The organism is Streptomyces sp. NPDC023481 (assembly GCF_055560195.1).
On sequence record NZ_JBVHJE010000005.1, the window covers coordinates 288362 to 303605 of the forward strand.

At 73.1% G+C, this 15244-nt stretch carries 19 protein-coding genes; 8 read left to right on the plus strand and 11 right to left on the minus strand.

Annotated features, from left to right (window positions below):
- Positions 1–7 precede the first annotated feature (7 nt).
- Positions 8–1237, minus strand: a complete 1230-nt coding sequence (locus ACZ3ZD_RS13445) for a cytochrome P450 (RefSeq protein ID WP_467396208.1) — start codon at positions 1235–1237, stop codon at positions 8–10.
- Positions 1238–1528: 291 nt separating this feature from the next.
- Here ACZ3ZD_RS13445 and ACZ3ZD_RS13450 point away from each other — a divergent pair, with 291 nt between their 5' ends.
- Positions 1529–1978 carry a nitroreductase family deazaflavin-dependent oxidoreductase gene (locus tag ACZ3ZD_RS13450; RefSeq protein ID WP_467396210.1) on the plus strand — a complete coding sequence of 150 codons (450 nt, stop codon included), beginning with the start codon at positions 1529–1531 and terminating at the stop codon, positions 1976–1978.
- A 79-nt stretch (positions 1979–2057) separates the two neighbouring features.
- Here the strand turns inward: ACZ3ZD_RS13450 and ACZ3ZD_RS13455 are convergent, their stop codons facing one another.
- On the minus strand, positions 2058–2984 hold the full coding sequence (locus ACZ3ZD_RS13455; protein ID WP_467396515.1) for a cation diffusion facilitator family transporter: 927 nt from the start codon (positions 2982–2984) through the stop codon (positions 2058–2060).
- A 362-nt stretch (positions 2985–3346) separates the two neighbouring features.
- On the opposite strand from ACZ3ZD_RS13455, the gene ACZ3ZD_RS13460 reads away from it, so the two are divergent.
- Both ACZ3ZD_RS13460 and ACZ3ZD_RS13465 read left to right on the plus strand, forming a co-directional pair.
- Complete coding sequence (locus tag ACZ3ZD_RS13460) at positions 3347–4363, plus strand: glutathione S-transferase family protein (RefSeq protein WP_467396211.1); 1017 nt, start codon at positions 3347–3349, stop codon at positions 4361–4363.
- Positions 4364–4391: 28 nt separating this feature from the next.
- Entirely contained in the window at positions 4392–4694 is a 303-nt protein-coding gene (locus ACZ3ZD_RS13465; RefSeq protein ID WP_467396212.1) for a DUF4235 domain-containing protein, read from the plus strand.
- A gap of 168 nt (positions 4695–4862) precedes the next feature.
- Here the strand turns inward: ACZ3ZD_RS13465 and ACZ3ZD_RS13470 are convergent, their stop codons facing one another.
- From ACZ3ZD_RS13470 to ACZ3ZD_RS13480, 3 genes are all read right to left on the minus strand, one after another.
- On the minus strand, positions 4863–5255 hold the full coding sequence (locus ACZ3ZD_RS13470; protein WP_467396214.1) for a VOC family protein: 393 nt from the start codon (positions 5253–5255) through the stop codon (positions 4863–4865).
- 53 nt (positions 5256–5308) lie between these two features.
- Entirely contained in the window at positions 5309–5773 is a 465-nt protein-coding gene (locus ACZ3ZD_RS13475; protein WP_467396216.1) for a pyridoxamine 5'-phosphate oxidase family protein, read from the minus strand.
- Between the two features lie 145 nt (positions 5774–5918).
- Positions 5919–6887 (minus strand): GlxA family transcriptional regulator, encoded by a 969-nt coding sequence (locus tag ACZ3ZD_RS13480; protein WP_467396218.1) that lies wholly within the window; start codon positions 6885–6887, stop codon positions 5919–5921.
- 70 nt (positions 6888–6957) lie between these two features.
- Between ACZ3ZD_RS13480 and ACZ3ZD_RS13485 the strand changes: the two genes are divergently transcribed.
- From ACZ3ZD_RS13485 to ACZ3ZD_RS13495, 3 genes are all read left to right on the plus strand, one after another.
- A complete protein-coding gene (locus ACZ3ZD_RS13485) occupies positions 6958–7908 on the plus strand; it encodes an NADP-dependent oxidoreductase (protein WP_467396220.1) in 951 nt (316 codons plus the stop codon).
- A 141-nt stretch (positions 7909–8049) separates the two neighbouring features.
- On the plus strand, positions 8050–8430 hold the full coding sequence (locus ACZ3ZD_RS13490) for an anti-sigma factor antagonist (RefSeq protein WP_467396222.1): 381 nt from the start codon (positions 8050–8052) through the stop codon (positions 8428–8430).
- Positions 8431–8526: 96 nt separating this feature from the next.
- Positions 8527–9177 carry a DUF4230 domain-containing protein gene (locus ACZ3ZD_RS13495; protein WP_467396224.1) on the plus strand — a complete coding sequence of 217 codons (651 nt, stop codon included), beginning with the start codon at positions 8527–8529 and terminating at the stop codon, positions 9175–9177.
- Here the strand turns inward: ACZ3ZD_RS13495 and ACZ3ZD_RS13500 are convergent, their stop codons facing one another.
- The 6 genes from ACZ3ZD_RS13500 to ACZ3ZD_RS13525 all read right to left on the minus strand — a co-directional run bounded on the left by ACZ3ZD_RS13500 (position 9178) and on the right by ACZ3ZD_RS13525 (position 13043).
- Positions 9178–10941 (minus strand): complex I subunit 5 family protein, encoded by a 1764-nt coding sequence (locus ACZ3ZD_RS13500; protein ID WP_467396225.1) that lies wholly within the window; start codon positions 10939–10941, stop codon positions 9178–9180. It lies immediately after the preceding gene.
- Positions 10941–11288, minus strand: a complete 348-nt coding sequence (locus ACZ3ZD_RS13505; RefSeq protein WP_467396517.1) for a sodium:proton antiporter — start codon at positions 11286–11288, stop codon at positions 10941–10943. Before ACZ3ZD_RS13505 ends, ACZ3ZD_RS13500 begins: the two co-directional genes overlap by 1 nt.
- A gap of 8 nt (positions 11289–11296) precedes the next feature.
- Positions 11297–12046: an MnhB domain-containing protein gene (locus ACZ3ZD_RS13510; protein ID WP_467396227.1), complete on the minus strand. Its 750-nt coding sequence runs from the start codon at positions 12044–12046 to the stop codon at positions 11297–11299.
- Complete coding sequence (locus tag ACZ3ZD_RS13515) at positions 12043–12303, minus strand: Na(+)/H(+) antiporter subunit B (RefSeq protein ID WP_467396229.1); 261 nt, start codon at positions 12301–12303, stop codon at positions 12043–12045. Before ACZ3ZD_RS13515 ends, ACZ3ZD_RS13510 begins: the two co-directional genes overlap by 4 nt.
- Before the next feature lie 102 nt (positions 12304–12405).
- The gene (locus tag ACZ3ZD_RS13520; protein WP_467396231.1) at positions 12406–12852 is read right to left on the minus strand and encodes an MrpF/PhaF family protein; all 447 of its coding nucleotides are present in this window, start codon (positions 12850–12852) and stop codon (positions 12406–12408) included.
- Positions 12849–13043, minus strand: a complete 195-nt coding sequence (locus ACZ3ZD_RS13525) for a hypothetical protein (protein WP_467396233.1) — start codon at positions 13041–13043, stop codon at positions 12849–12851. Before ACZ3ZD_RS13525 ends, ACZ3ZD_RS13520 begins: the two co-directional genes overlap by 4 nt.
- Before the next feature lie 232 nt (positions 13044–13275).
- On the opposite strand from ACZ3ZD_RS13525, the gene ACZ3ZD_RS13530 reads away from it, so the two are divergent.
- A complete protein-coding gene (locus ACZ3ZD_RS13530) occupies positions 13276–13869 on the plus strand; it encodes a VanZ family protein (protein ID WP_467396235.1) in 594 nt (197 codons plus the stop codon).
- Between the two features lie 131 nt (positions 13870–14000).
- Positions 14001–15233, plus strand: coding sequence for a lectin (locus ACZ3ZD_RS13535; RefSeq protein WP_467396237.1), 1233 nt, complete (start codon positions 14001–14003; stop codon positions 15231–15233).
- Positions 15234–15244: the final 11 nt, after the last annotated feature.

The following is a 15244-nucleotide window of genomic DNA, read 5'->3' on the forward strand; positions in this document are numbered from 1 at the left end:
GAGCCTCTTACCAGCTCACGGGGAGTTCCAGCATCCCCTGGATCGTGTCGCCCGGTTTGAACGGGATCTCCTGCGCCGGGACGGCCAGCCGCAGCCCGGGCAGCCGCGTGAACAGGGTGCCCAGGGCGATCTCCAGCTCGGCGCGGGCCAGGTTCTGACCCAGGCACTGGTGGATGCCGAAACCGAAGGCCACGTGGTGGCGTTCGGTGCGGTGGAAGTCCAGGGCGTCGGGATCGTCGTACAGGGCCGTGTCGCGGTTGATCACCGAGGTGGAGAAGAGCACCCCGTCGCCGGCCCGGATGGTGCTGCCGGCGATCTCGATGTCCTCCAGCGCCACCCGCTGCAGACCGTCCGCGATGGACAGCATCCGCATCAGCTCCTCCACGACGGCGGGGAGCAGCGCGGGGTCGGCGCGCAGCTCGGCCAGCCGTTCGGGGTGCTGGAGCAGGGTGAAGGTGCCGAGGGAGATCATGTTGGCGGTGGTCTCGTGCCCGGCGACCAGCAGGATGATGGCGAGCGAGACGGCGTCGGCGCGGTCCAGCTCGCCCGTGCGCAGCCGCTGGTGGACCAGTTCGTCGAGGATGCCGTCACCGGGTTCGGCCTCCTGTGCCTTGGCGTCGATCAGGCCGCCGAGGTACTCCTCCAGCCGGTCGCGGGCCTCGACGGTGTCGGCGCCGGTCGGACCGCGCAGCAGCCTGCGGGACTGCTCCTCGAAGAACTCGTGGTCGGCGTACGGCACTCCGAGCAGGCCGCAGATCACCATCGAGGGCACGGGCAGCGCGAAAGCGGAGACGAGTTCGGCGGGCGGCCCCTGGGCGATCATCGTGTCCAGCAGGTCGTCCACGATCCGCTGGATCCAGGGGCGCAGGGCCGCCGCGCGTTTGACGGTGAACGACGGGATCAGCATCCGCCGCTGCTGGTGGTGCTCGGGGTCGTCCAGGCCGAGCAGGGCCACCTTGCGGTTGCGGGCCGCCTCGAAGCGGGGTGTGGGCACGGGGAAGCCGGGGCGGCGGCGCTCGGTGGACAGGCGGGGGTCGGCGAGCAGGGTGCGGGCGGTGGAGTGGGTGGTGACCACCCAGACCTCGCGGCCGTCGTAGAGGGTGACGCGGGACAGGGGGCGCCCGTCGCGCAGCGGTTCGTAGCCGGTGGGCGGGTGGTAGGGACAGGTGCGGTCCTGGGGGAAGGCGACGGGTTCGGCCGGTGCTGCCGGGCCGCTGGTGTCCGTCAGTTCCGTCATGGAAAGACCTCGCAGACGAAGTAGTGCGTCGTGCCGATCTTCATTAGATGCCCCAGGCACCTATGGGTCGACGCCAAGTTCGGCCACTTCGGTGAGCCGGCCGATCTGGCCGAAGTACCCCGGGTCCGGGCGCGAGAACCGGCCACCGCCGTGTGCGGGGCCGGGCGGAAGGCGATGATCTCCGGAGACCGCCGCGTCGCCGGGCCCCGTGCGCGGTACGGATGAGTACGGCGGCCACCGTTGTTGACGCCGGTGGCGGACAGACCGCGGACGACGAAAGGAAGCGGATCCATGCCTCTTGAGGGCGAGTACGAGCCGAGCCCGACGCAGTGGGTGCGTGAGCAGGTCGAGCTGTACGAGAGTTCCGGCGGGACGAAGGGGACGACGCTGCGCGACACCGGGCTGCCGGTGATCGTGCTGACCACGCGGGGCGCGAAGAGCGGGAAGATCCGCAAGACGCCGTTGATGCGGGTGGAGCACGAGGGCCGGTACGCGGCGGTCGCGTCCCTCGGCGGTGCGCCCAAGCACCCCGTCTGGTACTTCAACGTGCGGTCCGAACCCCGTGTCGAGCTGCAGGACGGCCCGGTGAAGCGGGACATGCGGGCCCGGGAGGTCACCGGGGCGGAGAAGGCCGCGTGGTGGGAGCGGGCGGTGGCCGCGTTCCCGCCGTACGCCGAGTACCAGGAGAAGACCTCCCGGGAGATCCCGGTCTTCGTGCTGGAGCCGCTCGACGAGAGCTGATTCAGGCCGGACACGGCTCCGTTTCAGAAAAATCTGTTCCGCAGACGTGTGAACAGGCCTGAGTCCGGGCACTGGTGCGTCAGGCCCCGCCGCGTTCCCCCGTCGCGGCGGGGCTTTCTCGTGACTCGCCCGCCGGCCGGTCGGTCACGTCCAGGAAGATCTCCCCGGTGTCCGGGAACGTCCGGGCCAGGGACCGCTTGATGCGTACGGCGACCTCCTCGACACGTTCGCTGTCCAGGCCCGGCACCAGGTCGACGCGGGCGGCCACCAGCATGGAGTCCAGGCCCATCTTCATGGTGAACAGCGCCTCCACGCTGTCGATCTCCGGCTGGGCCCGCAGCAGCGCCCGGATCCTGCCGCTCAGTTCCGGGTCCGCGGCCTCCCCGATCAGCTGGGCGCGGGCGTCGCGGCCGAGCCGGTAGGCGACGTAGACCAGCAGCACGCCGATCGCCAGCGAGGCGGACGCCTCCCACACGACCTGCCCGGTCACCATGTGCAGGGCCATGCCGGCCAGGGCGAGGCTCACGCCGAGCACCGCGGTGCCGTCCTCGGCGACCACCGTGCGCAGCGCGGGATCGCGCAGCGCGCCGAGGCCGCCGCCCTGCCGGCGCACCTGGTGCAGGGCCCGCAGCAGCGACACGCCCTCGGCGAGCAGCGCCACGCCCAGCACGATCAGGCCCGCGACATAGCCGCCGAACGTCTCGTCGGCGCCGCTGCGGAGCGCGTCGACGCCCTGGAGGAAGGAGAAGCAGCCGCCCATGACGAAGATGCCGACGGCGGCGAGCAGGGACCAGAAGAAGCGCTCCTTGCCGTAGCCGAAGGGGTGCCGGGCGTCGGCGGGGCGGCGGCTGCGGCGCAGCGCGGCCAGCAGGAAGACCTCGTTGAGGCTGTCCGCGACCGAGTGCGCGGCCTCCGACAGCAGGGCGGGGGAGCCCGCGAGGACACCGCCGGCCGCCTTGGCGACGGCGATGACCAGGTTGGCGGCGAGCGCCACGAGGACGGTGATCCTGGTGTGCCGATCGGCCCCGCCCTTCGCCCGGCCGCCCGGCTTGCCGTCGGGCTCGCCGCCCGACTCGCCGCCCGGCTTGCCGTCGGCGTCGCCCGCGGGGGCGCGTGCCGGTTGCCTTTCGCTGTCCGGGGCGTGCGCCGGGGCCGTTTCCGGGCCCGTGGCGTGCGCCGTTCCCGTCGCGCCGTCCTCGACCGTCCGTGCGGCCGTCTCCCGTTCCGAGGATGTCCCACTCACCCTTCGCCGACTGCCCCCGACCGGACGGCTCACACCGTGCGGTCCGGGCCAAACGGGGAACGCGGGGCATGAGGACCCGGACGGCCCGGGCGGACCCGGGCGGACCCGGGCGGCGAGGAGGAGACATGGGCGGCGACGGCAACCGCGCCTACGGACACCGCGGCTTCACCCGGTCCAGGAGCCACTTCCCGGACCGGATCACCGCCGACGGCCGGGACGGCTGGCCGGTGGAGGCGGGCCGCTACCGGCTGGTGGTCTCCCGCGCCTGTCCGTGGGCGAGCCGGGCGGTGATCTCACGCCGGCTGCTGGGCCTTGAGGAGGCACTGCCGATGGCGGTGGCCGACCCCGTCCAGGACGACCGCAGCTGGCGGTTCACCCTGGACCCCGGCGGCCGGGACCCGGTGCTCGGCATCCGGTTCCTGAGCGAGGCCTACGACAGGCGGGAGACCGGCTATCCGGGCGGGGTGAGCGTGCCCGCGATCGTGGACGTGCCCAGCGGCCGGCTGGTCACCAACGACTACCAGCGGATCACCCTGGACCTGGCCACCGAGTGGACGGCCCTGCACCGCGCCGGCGCGCCGGAGCTGTACCCGGACGGGCGGCGCGAGGAGATCGACCAGGTGATGGCCGAGGTCTACGAGGACGTGAACAACGGGGTGTACCGGGCCGGGTTCGCCACGCACCAGAAGGAGTACGAGGAGGCGTGCGCGGGTGTGTTCCGGCGGCTGGAACTGCTCGGTCGGCGGCTGTCGGAGCAGCGGTATCTGGTCGGCGACACCCTCACGGAAGCGGACATCCGGCTGTTCACCACGCTGGTGCGGTTCGACGCGGTGTACCACGGCCACTTCAAGTGCAACCGCTGGAAGCTGGCGGAGCATCCGGTGCTGTGGGCGTACGCCCGGGATCTGTTCCAGACGCCGGGGTTCGGCGACACGGTCGACTTCGACCACATCAAGCGGCACTACTACCAGGTGCACTCCGGGATCAATCCGACCGGCATCGTGCCGCTCGGCCCGGACCTCGCCGGCTGGCTGAGCCCGCACGGCCGGGCGGAGCTGGGCGGGCGGCCGTTCGGCGACGGAACGCCGCCGGGACCGGTGCCCCCGGGCGAACGGGTGGCCGAGCGAGGACGGGCCGCATGAGGAAGGGCTGACGAGGAAGTAGTCAGACATGGCCAAGAACAAGAAGAAGAAGCTCCCTCTCGCCTACCAGCCGGTCGGGTTCGTGCTCAGCTGGGCGGGTGGCGCGCTGGCCGGCATGGCCTTCCGCAAGGCGTGGATGGCGATCCGGCACGAGGAGGACGCGCCCGACGCCCTGGACCCGGACCGCGGCTGGGGCGAGATCCTGCTGGCCGCGGCCGTCCAGGGCGCGATCTTCGCGGTCGTGCGCAGCGCCGTGGACCGTACCGGCGCCAAGGCCATCGCCCGCTCGACGGGCGTGTGGCCCTCGACCGACAAGGGCGGCCGCGACTGACCCGGTGACACCGGGCACCAGCCGGTCCCGGTGCCGCTCGGCAGGCCCACCCGAGCCCCCGGTGGCCCCTCAGGGCGCCACCGGGGGCTCCGCCGCGACACCCCGGCCGGCCCCACTCCGGCGCCCGGACCGAGTCCGCTTCGGCGCCGCCGGGTGGGCCGGACGGGCTCAGCCCTGTTTGGGGGCCGTCGGGGGGACCAGGCGGAGGGTGAAGGAGTGGCCGGCGGGGTCGGAGTAGCCGCGTTCCTCGTAGGGGCCCGCCGCGTCCCGCGTTTCGATGGGCCGGCCGCCGAGGCCGACGACCCGCCGTTCGGCCTCGTCCAAGTCCTCCACCAGGAAGTCGAGATGGGCCTGGAGCGAGTTCTCGGGGCGCGGCCAGCTGGGCGGGGTCGCGTTGACGTCGCGCCGGAAGGCCAGCCGTACGCCGTCGGCGCCCCGGATCTCCACCAGGTTGGCGGACGCGGACGTCCGCTCACCGTCCAGGAACTCGCGGTAGAACTCCGCGAGTTTCTCCGGTTCCGCGCAGTCCAGTACGACCACGCCCGCTTTGACCAGTGCCATGGATCCTCCCCGGGATGAGTCCTCTTCCCTGCGGATATCCCGGGCTCCCGGATTCAGTCGGCGGGCAGCCACTCCCCGTCGCGCATCAGGTCCCGGCCGCGCAGCTCGTTCTCCTCGCGCCAGGCCTGGACCCGCCGCGGCAGGACCCTGAAGTACAGGTAGCGGGTGGCCAGTCGGCGCGGGTCGAAGCCGGTCTTCCCGGCGAAGACCTCGGCGTCCTCCTCGGGCAGGTCCTCGGGCGTCACGACCTGCACGGTGCCGTCGATCAGGACGACGTCCCGCGTGGGGCCGATGCCGAGACGGGCCCGGCCGGTGGCCACGAGGTTGCGTCCGGTGGGGCTCTCGGCCGGCGTGGCGAACAGCAGCGAGGTGCCGTCCCACACGTACGACAGCGGCACCAGATACGGCGCGGCGCCGTCGGGACCGGCGGTGGCGACCCACGCGTCGACGTCGCTCTCCAGCCGGCGGAGGGTGTCCTTCTTGCGCTGCTCGGCACTGCGGGCGGGGGGCGGGGTCATGGGGCACGGCCTCCTCTGGGTGATCGTCACGCTCAGTGTGACCGTGGATCCCCGGTCCGCGCACGGAGTCGCCCGGCGCGTGTCCGGGCGGTGGTCCGCCCACGGCCGTTCCGTGGTGGCCGTGAAGCCGGGGCCGCCCGAACGTTCAGCGGGTCTGCTGGAACGTCCTCCGGTAGGTCTGCGGGGACACCCCGATGGCCGCGTGCAGGTGCTGGCGCAGTGAGGCGCCGGTGGCGAAGCCCACCTCGGCGGCGATCCGGTCCACCGGCAGGTCGCTGGCCTCCAGCAGGTGCCGGGCGCGGGCCACCCGCTGCTGGATGAGCCAGCGGCCGGGGCTGAGGCCGACCTCGTCACCGAAGCGGCGGGCGAAGGTGCGCAGGCTCATCCGGGCGTGTCCGGCGAGGTCCGCCAGGGTGAGCGGCTCGTCCAGGCGCTCCAGCGCCCAGGCGCGGGTGGCGGCCGTGCCGGCGGCCCCGCTCTCGGGGACCGGCTGCTCGATGTACTGGGCCTGGCCGCCGTCCCGGAACGGGGGCACGACACAGCGGCGGGCGACGGCGTTCGCCAGTTCGCTGCCGTGGTCGGTGCGGACGATGTGCAGGCAGATGTCGACGCCGGCGGCCGCGCCGGCCGAGGTGAGGATGCGGCCGTCGGAGACGAAGAGGACGTCGGGGTCGAGGTCCACCCGGGGGAACCGGCGGCGGAAGATCTCGGCCACCTGCCAGTGGGTGGTGGCCCGGCGGCCGTCGAGCAGTCCTGCCGCGGCGAGGACGAAGGCGGACGTGCAGATGGACACGATCCGGGCGTCCGGGCGGATCCGGGCGAGCGCGGCGGCCAGCTCCGGGCTCAGCTCGGCCGGGATGTGCGCGGTCGACACGGAGGCGACGACCACGGTGTCGGCCGTGTTCAGGATCTCGGGGCCGTGGGCGACGCCGATCGTGAAGTCGGCGTTGGTGCGCACGGGCCGGCCGTCGACCGAGCAGGTGAGCACCTCGTAGTGGCCGTCTGCCGCGCCGAAGATACGGCTGGGGATGCCCAGCTCGAAGGGGTAGACGCCGTCGAGGGCCAGGACGACCACCCGTTCGGGGCGTTTGGGGCGCAGCTCCATATCGGTCATGGCACGATCCTATCGGATGTTGGCAATCATGCCATTTTCCGGACGGCCCGGCTCCGGCAGGCTGGTGGCCATGAGCGATGTGAACACGATGCGAGCCATCAGCCAGGACGTCCTCGGCGGTCCCGAGGTACTGAGGGAAGTACAGCTGGAGCGGCCGCGGCCGCGCGCGAACGAGGTGCTGGTCCGGGTGCGGGCCGCCGGGGTGAACCCCACCGACTGGAAGCACCGGGCCGCCGGCGTCTTCCTGGGCGAGCCCCCGTTCGTCCTCGGCTGGGACGTCTCCGGCGAGGTCGCGGAGACCGGTTTCGGCGTGGCCGCGTTCCGGCCGGGCGACGAGGTCTTCGGCATGGTGCCGTACCCCTACGGCCACGGCACGCACGCCGAGTACGTCACCGTCCCCGCCCGGGCCCTGGTGCGCAAGCCGGACTCCCTCGACCACGTGCAGGCGGGCGCGCTGCCGCTGGTGTCGCTGACCGCGTGGCAGGCGCTGACCGAGCACGCCGACGTCCGGCCGGGGCAGCGGGTGCTGGTCCACGCGGCGGCCGGCGGGGTGGGCCATGTGGCGGTGCAGATCGCCAAGGCGCGCGGGGCGTACGTGATCGGTACGGCGAGCGCGGGCAAGCACGACTTCCTGCGGGAGATCGGCGTGGACGAGCCGGTCGACTACCGGTCCACGGACGTCACGGAGGCGGTGAAGGACGTCGACGTGGTCCTGGACACGCTCGGCGACGAGACCTCCGTACGGTCGCTGCGGGTGCTGCGGCCGGGCGGTGTGGTGGTGTCGATCCTCCCGATGGGCTCCGACGACTTCTACGAGGAGGCCGAACGGCTGGGCGTGCGGGCGGTGCGCATGCTGGTCGACGCCGACCGGGCGGGGATGGAGGCGATCGCGGAACTGGCCGGGTCCGGACGGCTGAAGGCGACGATCGCCGGGACCTTCCCGCTGGCCGAGGCGGCGAAGGCACACGCGCTGGGAGAGACCGGCCGGACCACCGGCAAGCTGGTCCTGCTGGTGGACTGAGCGACCCGTACTCCCCTTCACACCCGCGCCCGCGTCAAACTCGAAGACATATGTCAATCGAACATGCTCAAATTCCTTCCATCGAGGGTAACTTGACGATCGGGAAACGACATCGGGGCGCGGGTGGGAGGTGGGGCCGAGGTGCGACACGAACCCGTACCTCTCACCCGGCAACTGGGCGTGTACGAGGACCGCGGGCACACGGTGCTGGAGTTGCGGGGCGAGATCGACATCGACTCGGCGGCGGAGATCGGCCCGTTCCTCGACCGGGTCACCGGCCGGCCCGGGGTCCGGCTGGTCGTCGACCTGCGGCCGGTCACCTTCTTCGACTGCTCGGGGCTGCGGCTGCTGTACCGGGCGCGCGTCCGGGTGCTGGAGCGCGGCGGGCAGCTGCACCTGGTGTGCGCGCACCCGCTGACCCTCCGGGTGCTCCGGGTCACCGGTCTGGCCCGGCTCCTGCCCCCGCATCCCAGCCTGGACGAGGCCCTGGCCCGCTCCGAGGCCGCGTCCGGCTCCCTGTGAGCGGAGCGGCTCCGGCCTGACGGTGATTCCTCCCACGCGACTGTCTTGGCCGGGGAGTTGGCGGGCATCCGGTCGGCAGGAAGGAGGACCGTCACGATGACGACTTCCGTGAGACGCCTGCCGGTCTGGGCGAGGGTCGTGGCCGCGGTCGTGCTGGTGCTCGCCGTGCTGTTCGCCGGGATCCGGCTGGCCGTACTGCCGGGCATCAAGGACCTGTTCGGCACCGACACCACCGACCGCTCCGGGCCCACTCTGCTCAAGTCGATCCAGGACATGAGCCGTTACGACGCGGCCTCGGGCAACTTCCAGGTCGTCGTGGACCTGGAAAAGGACACCAAATACCTGCCCGACGCCCTGCGCGGCACCCGCACCCTGTACGTCGGCGCGGGCACCGTGGACGCCTACGTCGACCTCGGCGGGATCGGCGAGCGGGACGTACGGGTGGACAAGGACCGTACGACCGCCACGATCCGGCTGCCGCACGCGCGGCTCGGCAAGCCGTCCCTGGACCCGGACCACTCCTACGCCGTGTCCAAGCAGCGCGGGCTGCTGGACCGGATCGGCGACCTGTTCTCGGACAACCCCAACGGCGAGCAGGCCGTGCAGAAGCTCGCCGTCCGGCACATCGGCGACGCGGCGAAGAGCAGCGGCCTGACCGGCCGGGCCGAGCGCAACACCACCGGCATGCTCCAGGGCCTGCTGCGCTCGCTCGGCTTCGAGGAGGTGCACATCACCTACGGGCCCTGATCAGCCGCCCAGCACCCCCGGCAGGGCCAGCGCCCCGAGCACGGTCGCGCCCGCCAGCAGCCAGGCCACGTAGTCGCCGACGTGCCCGGACTGCAGGCGCCTGAGGGGCGCGGCCCAGTCGGGGGCGGCCACCCAGCGGGGCCGGACGACGGCGAGACCGGCCAGCGCCGCGGCCAGCACGGCGGAGGCCACTCCCAGCAGCACGCCCTGCACGGTCCAGTGCACCGAGGCGTGGGCTCCGCCCGAGCCGGCCTCGTTGACCGAGCGGGCCACCAGGGCGCCGAAGCCGGGGACCACCCCGACGGCGAGGGCGGCGGCGAGCAGCACGGCGGGCACGGTCGTCATGGTGTCCGGGATCCGGCGCAGCAGGCCGGACGTCTCCGGTTGCTCGCCGGAGCCGCTGGTCTCGTACTCCGCGTCGTCCGGGCGCGGCCCGAGGCCAAGGAAGACACGGCCGGTGACCCGCAGGACCGCGCCCGCGGTGATGGCGGAGGCGGCCACGTACACCACGGTGAGCGGGCCGCCGACCGCCTCCTCGGCGACGGCCTTGCCGAGCGCCGTACCGAACGGCGGCAGCCCGGCCAGGCCCAGGGCACCCACTGCGAACAGCACGGCCGTGGACCGCAGTTGCCGGGCCCGGCCGTGCAGCGCGTGCTCGTCGACGCTGCCGAACCGGTCCAGCAGGACGCCCGCGCAGGCGAACAGCGCGGCCTTCACCCCGGCGTGCCCGAGCAGGTACAGGGCCACGCCGTCGTCGCCCTCGGGGCTGAGGACGCCGAGCCCGACGAGGAACAGGCCGGTGTGGGCGACGGTGGAGTAGGCGAGGAGGCGTTTGATGTGCCGCTGGTACCAGCACATGACGGCGCCCGTCACGGCGGTGAGGGCGCCGAGGGTCACCAGGGCCCGGGTCAGGTCGGCGGCGGGGATGCCGCCAGGCCCGGCGAAGACGGTGCCGTACACCCGCCAGACGCCGTAGCCGCCGAGTTCGACCATGACGCCGGACAGCAGCATGCAGACCGGGGTGGGGGCGACGGCGTGCGCGTCCGGGAGCCAGAAGTGGAAGGGCACCGCCGCCGCCTTCACCAGCAGACCGGTCAGGACCAGCACGAACGAGGTGAGGACCAGCGCGTCCGGGCCGCCGTGTCCGGTGGCGTCGAGGCCGCGCCCGATCCCGGTCATGGACAGCTCGCCGGTACGGGCGTACAGCAGGGCGATGCCCATCAGCAGGGCGTACGCGCCGAGGGAGTTGACGACACCGAAGGTCAGGGCGCCCTGGACGGCCTTCGCCTCGTCGATGCGGTAGCCGGTCAGGGCGTACGCCACCACGCTCATCAGCTCGAAGAAGACGAACGCGTTGAACAGGTCGCCGGCCACGGCGAATCCGCACATGGCGCCCTGGAAGACCAGCATCAGCGCGGTGAAGGAGCCGGTGCGGTCCCGTGGCGGCTCGTCGAAGTAGCGCCAGGAGTAGGCGAGGGCGGCCAGGGTCAGCAGCGAGGCCAGCGTGGCCATGCCGAGCGCCGGTCCGTCCCCGACGACGAGGATGCCGACGCTCTCCCCGCCGACGGGCAGCCAGCCGCCGGCCCACTCGACCATCGGCGGCGCCGAGTTCAGCAGCAGCACGAGCGCGAGGGCGGCCGTACCGCCGGAGAAGACGAACCCGGTGATCTCGGCCGCGACCCGGGGCAGGTAGCGGCCCGTGGCCACCAGCAGGGCGGCGCCGAACAGCGGGACCGCGACCAGGAGCGGGATCAGGTGGTGCATCAGCCGCGCAGCTCCCGCAGTGCGTCGGGGTCGAGCGTGCCGTGCCGTTTGGCGATCTGCAGGACGAGGGCGAGCAGCAGCGCGGTGACGGTGGCGCCGACGACGATGTCGGTGAGGGTGAGGGCCTGCACGATCGGATCGACGACCGGCCGGGAGCCCGGCTTGATGTCGGAGAAGACGGGCGCGGTGCCGCCGTCGCGGTAGCCGACCGCGAGCAGCAGGACGTAGGTGGCGGACTGGCAGACCGCGAGACAGCCGACGGCGTGGATCAGGTTCCGGCTGGTGGCGAGGCCGTAGCAGCCCGTCAGGAAGACGTACGCGGCGACCAGGTACGGCAGGACGTGCATCGCGGTGTTCACCTCCGGGGTTCCTCCTCGGTGCCGTCCTCGATCTCGACGGCCTGGTCGAGGAAGTGGGCGAGCAGGACGACGACCGCGCTGGCCACCTCCATGCCGACGGCCGCGTTCAGCAGCGGGACGGTGCCGCCGGAGGACAGCGTGTCGAAGGTGCCGTACGGCAGCAGGGTGTTGGCCAGGAACGCGGTGCCGGCCAGGATTCCGGCGGCGCCGAGCACGAGGTAGGCGCAGACCGCGAGGGAGTCGGTGGTCTCGAAGACGCCGAGCGGGCGGACGCGTTCCAGCGCGCCGTAGTCGGCGCCGAGGTAGAGCAGGTGCAGGGCGGTCGCGGCGACGACCCCGCCCTGGAAACCGCCGCCGGGGCTGAGCTGGCCGTGGGCGATCACGTACAGGCCGGTGACCAGGGCGACGGGCAGCACGAGCAGGGCGTAGCGCCGCACCGGGCGGGCCACCTCGGCGGGTTCCGGCCGCGCCCGGCGCTCGTCGCGGGCCTGGCGCAGCAGCACCACGCAGCCGAGGACGGCGGCGAACAGGATGCTCGTCTCGCCGAGGGTGTCGTAGGCGCGCTGGTCGAAGTTGACGGAGGCGACGGTGTTCGCGGTGTGCCGGGCGAGGGAGGCGTGGACGGCCCGGTCGCCGTACGGGTGCCGGCGGCCGCCGAAGTCCGGCAGGTCGAGGCAGGCGGCGACGAGCAGGGCGGCGAGGCCGGCGCCGCCGACGGCCAGCAGGTACAGCCGCAGCCGGTTCACTCCGGTTCCCGCTTCGTCCGGCCCCGGCGTCTGGTCCTGCGCACCGACAGCATGATCAGCAGCGGGGTGAGGGCGGAGCCGACGGCCAGCTGGGACAGGCCGACGTCCGGGGCCTGGAGCACCGTGAACAGCGCGGCCAGCACCATCCCGAGGACGGACAGCACCAGCGCCTGGCGGGTGGGGTCGCGCTGGGCCACGGCCGCGGTGGCCGAGGCGGCCACGAGCAGCAGGACGACGACGATCACCGCATCGGACACACGCCACCCGCCTTCGCCGCCCCGGCCTCCGACCCCGCCCCTGCCCTTGCCTCTGCCTTTGGTCCGCCGGCACTGCGGCCCCCACCGTGCCCTGGCATCCCGTCAGCCACCCCGCACCCGGAACCCGCCCGCGAGGGCCCGCGAGGCGATGATGTTGCCGCTGATCAGCACGGCGCCGATCAGCAGCAGCTTCACCATGGACCGGCCCGGTCCCCCGGCCACGCACAGGGCGACGACGGCGGCCGCACCCAGTCCGGCGGCGGCCCACGTCGGCCCCCAGGCGCTCGCGTGCCGGGCCGGCTCGTCGGAGAGCAGGCGGGCGAAGACGAGGGTGCCGACCGGGCCGAGCAGCGCGAGCAGCAGGGCGAGGTCGACGTAGGCCGGGCGGCCGTAGCCCTGGGCGAGGAGCAGCAGGGCCGGGCAGACGACGGACGTGGTCAGATTCTGGGCGACCAGCCGGCGGGCCGGGGGGCCGGTGGCCACGCCCCACAGGGCGGTCGCGCCTCCCGCGCCCAGGACGACGGTCGCCGCGAGGATCCAGCCGTTCACCGCCAGCCCACCGCCCGCCGGCCGGCCCGGGCCGCCGGCGCGCCGACGGCGGCGCAGCTCCCACCGACGATCCGTTCGAGGGTGTCGACGGTCGTGATGAGCACCAGCCACAGCAGCCCCAGCGCCGCCCACCAGGCGAGGAGTTCGCCGGCGGCGAGGAGGAGCGCGCGGGGGGCCGTACCGCGGGTCATGCAGCGCCTCCTCGGTCCGCTGTGCTCGGGTACGCGGCGCTGTGTCCGGAATGCCGCTGGGGGCATCCAAGCACCGCCGGGCCCGGCCGGGAGCGGCGGCGCGCGGGTCCGCACCCGCAGTGCCCCTCAGGCGTGAACGAAAACCATCGGGCGGCGGCCGGGCGGGGGCATCCCGGGCCGCGGTGCGGGTAACCGACGGTCGGAACACCGGCGTTGACGACTGGAGGACCGGATGGCCCGTACTGTCCCGCGGCTGCCCGAGGTGCTGCGCCCCGCCCGCAACCGACGCCCGGCCGAACAGGAACGGCCGGTGCGGCCCGCGGGCCCGCCACGGCACGCGCTGCCGCTGCCCCTGCGGCTCCTCGCGATCGGCGTGGCCTTCGCGTTGATGGTGGCGTTCGCCGTCGTCCTGGCCCGGATCACGCTCCAGCCGTCGCCCGCCTCGGTGTCGCTGACGCACAGCAACCTGCACCCGGGCCGCTCACTCCGGGCCTATGCGGAGCACGCGCCGGTGCGGGACGCGCTGCGCCAGCTCGGCGGGAACGTGCTGCTGGGCGTGCCGTTCGGGGTGCTGGTGCCGGTCCTCGCGCCACGGGCCCGGGGGGCGGTGCGGGTGACGGTGCTGACGGCCCTGGTGATGCTCATGGTGGAGCTGGTCCAGGGCGCGCTGGTCACCGGGCGCGCCTTCGACATCGACGACGTGATCCTCAACACGACCGGGGCACTGCTGGGTTGGCTGGTGCTGGGACGGCGGCTCGGGCGGGGCGTGCACCGGCGGGTAGCCGCCCCGGTGCCCGACCCGGTGCCCGGCCCGGCGGCCGAGTAGGCAGGAGACGAGGTCGTGAGCCATCGTCAGAACAGGTCTGTACCAAGGTCGCACCGAGGTATTGACGTCCTCTTATCTCACTCCTTAAATCAAGAGGCACACCGCTCCCGCCCCCCACCGAACGGAGAGCCATGGCCTCCCCACGCCTGCTCCGCAGATGTCTCTTCGCCGCGCTGTCCGCCGCGCTGGCCGGCTCCGTGGCCGTCGGCCCGGCGCAGGCCCGGACCGCCGCCCCGGCGGCCGCGGCCGTCACCACCTTCTCCGACACCTTCGACGGGCCCGCGGGTGCCGCGGTCGACTCCTCGAAGTGGACCCTGGAGACCGGTGACAACGTCAACAACCACGAGCGGCAGTACTACACCTCGGGCACGAGGAACGCGGCCCTGGACGGCCAGGGCCATCTGGTCATCACGGCCCGCAAGGAGAACCCGGCCGGCTACCAGTGCTGGTACGGCAGCTGCCAGTACACCTCGGCCCGGCTGAACACCGCCGGGAAGTTCAACGCCCAGTACGGCCATGTCGAGGCCCGGATGAAGATCCCGCGCGGGCAGGGCATGTGGCCCGCGTTCTGGATGCTCGGCACGCCGGTCAACTGGCCGGACTCGGGCGAGATCGACGTGATGGAGAACGTCGGCTTCGAACCCTCCACCGTGCACGGCACCATCCACGGCCCCGGCTACTCCGGCTCGGGCGGCATCGGCGCGCCCTACTCCCTGCCGAACGGGCAGGCCTTCGCGGACGCCTTCCACACCTTCGCCGTCGACTGGGCGCCCGACTCGATCACCTGGTCGGTGGACGGCACCGTCTACCAGCGGCGCACCCCCGCCGACCTGGGCGGGAAGACCTGGGTGTTCAACAAGCCGTTCTTCCTGATCCTGAACCTCGCGGTCGGCGGCTACTGGCCCGGCGACCCCGACGGCTCCACCGCGTTCCCGCAGCAGCTGGTGGTGGACTCGGTGTCGGTGACGACGAGCGACAGCGGCGCCGGCCTGCCGATCCGGGGGCTGGCGGGCAAGTGCGTGGACGTGGCCGGCGCGAACTCCGCGAACGGCACGCCGGTCCAGCTCTACGACTGCAACGGCACCGGCGCGCAGGCGTGGACCGTCGGCTCGGACGGCACGCTCCGGGCGCTCGGCAAGTGCCTGGACGTCACCGGGGGCGGCACGGCGGACGGCACGCCCGTCCAGCTGTGGGACTGCACCGGCGGCCCCAACCAGAAGTGGACCGTCACCGGGGCGCACGACATCGTCAACCCGCAGGCGAACAAGTGCCTGGACGTCACCGGGAACACCTCGACCAACGGGACCCGACTGCAGCTGTGGACCTGCACGGGCGGCGCCAACCAGAAGTGGACGGTCGGCTGAGCCCGTCGCGC

Bases quoted from the DNA above. Each gene is read 5' to 3' on its own strand.
- ACZ3ZD_RS13445 (WP_467396208.1), bottom strand. From the start codon at position 1,237: ATGACGGAACTGACGGACACCAGCGGCCCGGCAGCACCGGCCGAACCC.
- ACZ3ZD_RS13450 (WP_467396210.1), top strand. From the start codon at position 1,529: ATGCCTCTTGAGGGCGAGTACGAGCCGAGCCCGACGCAGTGGGTGCGT.
- ACZ3ZD_RS13460 (WP_467396211.1), top strand. From the start codon at position 3,347: ATGGGCGGCGACGGCAACCGCGCCTACGGACACCGCGGCTTCACCCGG.
- ACZ3ZD_RS13465 (WP_467396212.1), top strand. From the start codon at position 4,392: ATGGCCAAGAACAAGAAGAAGAAGCTCCCTCTCGCCTACCAGCCGGTC.
- ACZ3ZD_RS13470 (WP_467396214.1), bottom strand. From the start codon at position 5,255: ATGGCACTGGTCAAAGCGGGCGTGGTCGTACTGGACTGCGCGGAACCG.
- ACZ3ZD_RS13475 (WP_467396216.1), bottom strand. From the start codon at position 5,773: ATGACCCCGCCCCCCGCCCGCAGTGCCGAGCAGCGCAAGAAGGACACC.
- ACZ3ZD_RS13480 (WP_467396218.1), bottom strand. From the start codon at position 6,887: ATGACCGATATGGAGCTGCGCCCCAAACGCCCCGAACGGGTGGTCGTC.
- ACZ3ZD_RS13485 (WP_467396220.1), top strand. From the start codon at position 6,958: ATGAGCGATGTGAACACGATGCGAGCCATCAGCCAGGACGTCCTCGGC.
- ACZ3ZD_RS13495 (WP_467396224.1), top strand. From the start codon at position 8,527: ATGACGACTTCCGTGAGACGCCTGCCGGTCTGGGCGAGGGTCGTGGCC.
- ACZ3ZD_RS13500 (WP_467396225.1), bottom strand. From the start codon at position 10,941: ATGCACCACCTGATCCCGCTCCTGGTCGCGGTCCCGCTGTTCGGCGCC.
- ACZ3ZD_RS13505 (WP_467396517.1), bottom strand. From the start codon at position 11,288: ATGCACGTCCTGCCGTACCTGGTCGCCGCGTACGTCTTCCTGACGGGC.
- ACZ3ZD_RS13525 (WP_467396233.1), bottom strand. From the start codon at position 13,043: ATGACCCGCGGTACGGCCCCCCGCGCGCTCCTCCTCGCCGCCGGCGAA.
- ACZ3ZD_RS13530 (WP_467396235.1), top strand. From the start codon at position 13,276: ATGGCCCGTACTGTCCCGCGGCTGCCCGAGGTGCTGCGCCCCGCCCGC.
- ACZ3ZD_RS13535 (WP_467396237.1), top strand. From the start codon at position 14,001: ATGGCCTCCCCACGCCTGCTCCGCAGATGTCTCTTCGCCGCGCTGTCC.